Genomic DNA, 1,653 nt, shown 5'->3' with positions numbered 1-1,653 from the left:
GGCTCTGTCGCAAAGAGAGCCGAAATGGGGGTGGGCCCGGTTGACAGTTTCGATGGAAGGGGAGGCACCTTCGTGGTGGACTGGGTCACAGCGACAATCGCCAGCACCCCGAAGGGCCCCCCCGATGATGACGCTACCCATCCGCACCTGGGTCCGCAACGCCGCCGCCGTCTTCTCCGGCACCTACGGCGCCGTTACCCGACAGGCCGAGCGGGCCGGCTGCAGCCGGCAGACGGTCTACCAGCACGCCCGCGTCGTCGAACGCCGACTCCAGGCCCCGGCCCCCGCCCCCCCGCCGGCCGAGCGTGCCGACCCGGCCCCGGCCCCGGCCCCGACGCTCGACGAGCCGACCCGCCGCCGCCTGGCCGTGACCGCCTTCGCCATGGGCCTGAGCACCCGGCAGATCGAGGACCTCATCGCCGTGATCGACCCCAAGGACGCTCCCGACCATGCCACCGTCGCCCGCTGGGTCGCCGCCGAGGCCCAGAAGGCCGCCCCGGTGCTCGCCGCCCTGGACGAGGCCTGCCGCCAACGCGTTGAGACCCTCGCCGTCGACGAGGTCTTTTTTGGGGGCGGCCGACGTTGGCCGGTGTCGAGCCGGCGAGCATGACCGCCGTCTTCTGCCGCGTGGCCGACGACCGCTCGGCCGCCACCTGGGCCGAGCGGCTGAAGCCCTTCGATCGGCTGCAGTTTGTCGTCTCCGACGCGGCGCGGGGCATCGCCAAGGCGGTCACGCAGCGGGCCGAGGCCCGGCGCCACGACGCCCCGGACGCCCCGCCGCTGGAGCAGGGGCTGGACGTCTTCCACACCGCGATGCACGCCCGCCGCATCCTCGGCCGCCACTGGCGGGCCGCCGAGGCCGCCTGGCGGCGGGCCGAGGCGGCCGACGCCCGCGTCGCCGAGGCCCGGCGCCGGGGCCTCCGCGAGGCCCGGCCGCTGGCCGCCCGGGCCCGGGCCGCCTGGAAGCGGGCCGCCGCCGAGTTGCAGCGGGTCGAGCGTCTGGAGTCGGCCTGGGGCCGGGCCCACGCGGCGTTGGAAGTGTTCCGCCCCGACGGCCGGCTCAACGACCGGCCCGCCGCCGAGGCCGAGCTCGCCGCGGCGACGGCCGAACTGCCGGGCCCGGAGTGGACGCCGGTGCGTCAGGCCCTGCACGACCGGCGGAGCCTGGCGTTCCTGGACCGGATGCACCGCCGCCTGCAGCAGGCCGAGCCCGACCCAGCCCGGCGTGAAGCGGAAGCCTGGCGGTGGTGGCTGCGGCACGGCCGCCCCCGGCCGGCGGCCACGCCGGCGATCGCCCTGGTCCGTGCCGTGGCCCGCCGCCCTGAGCTGGCTGAGCCGCCGCCGGGGGCGGCGAAGTCGGTCGCGGCGGTCCTGGCGACGACGGTGCGAGCCAGCAGCGTGGTCGAGTGCCTCAACGGCGTGCTGCGGATGCAGCAGGCCCGCCACAAGCGGATGACCCAACCGATGCTGGACCTCAAGCGGCTGTACTGGAACTGCCACCGCTTCGGCTCCGGCCCCCGTCGCGGCCGCTGCCCCTACCAGGTCCTGGGCCTGGTGCTGCCGACCGCCGACTTCTGGGAGCTGCTGCAGGCCGACCCCGCCGCATTGACGCAACAACTGTCAACCCAACAGGATGGCGGATGAGACAGTGCC

General features: G+C 75.6%; 2 protein-coding genes. Both read left to right on the top strand.

Translation table 11 applies throughout. The features are described from left to right. Positions 1-124 precede the first annotated feature (124 nt). Positions 125-610: an alkaline phosphatase family protein gene (locus TsocGM_RS25575; RefSeq protein ID WP_126728283.1), complete on the top strand. Its 486-nt coding sequence runs from the start codon at positions 125-127 to the stop codon at positions 608-610. Then, positions 607-1,644, top strand: coding sequence for a hypothetical protein (locus TsocGM_RS27485; RefSeq protein WP_233579202.1), 1,038 nt, complete (start codon positions 607-609; stop codon positions 1,642-1,644). The genes TsocGM_RS25575 and TsocGM_RS27485 overlap by 4 nt, the downstream gene beginning before the upstream one ends. Positions 1,645-1,653: the final 9 nt, after the last annotated feature.

It is taken from the genome of Tautonia sociabilis, from assembly GCF_003977685.1.
Taxonomy (GTDB): domain Bacteria; phylum Planctomycetota; class Planctomycetia; order Isosphaerales; family Isosphaeraceae; genus Tautonia; species Tautonia sociabilis.
Note: the sequence above shows the minus strand (reverse complement) of the source record. Positions and strands in the feature narration are given on the sequence as shown.

Excerpts from the sequence above, each read along its gene's own strand:
- TsocGM_RS25575 (WP_126728283.1), top strand. The coding sequence starts at position 125 with ATGATGACGCTACCCATCCGCACCTGGGTCCGCAACGCCGCCGCCGTC.
- TsocGM_RS27485 (WP_233579202.1), top strand. The coding sequence starts at position 607 with ATGACCGCCGTCTTCTGCCGCGTGGCCGACGACCGCTCGGCCGCCACC.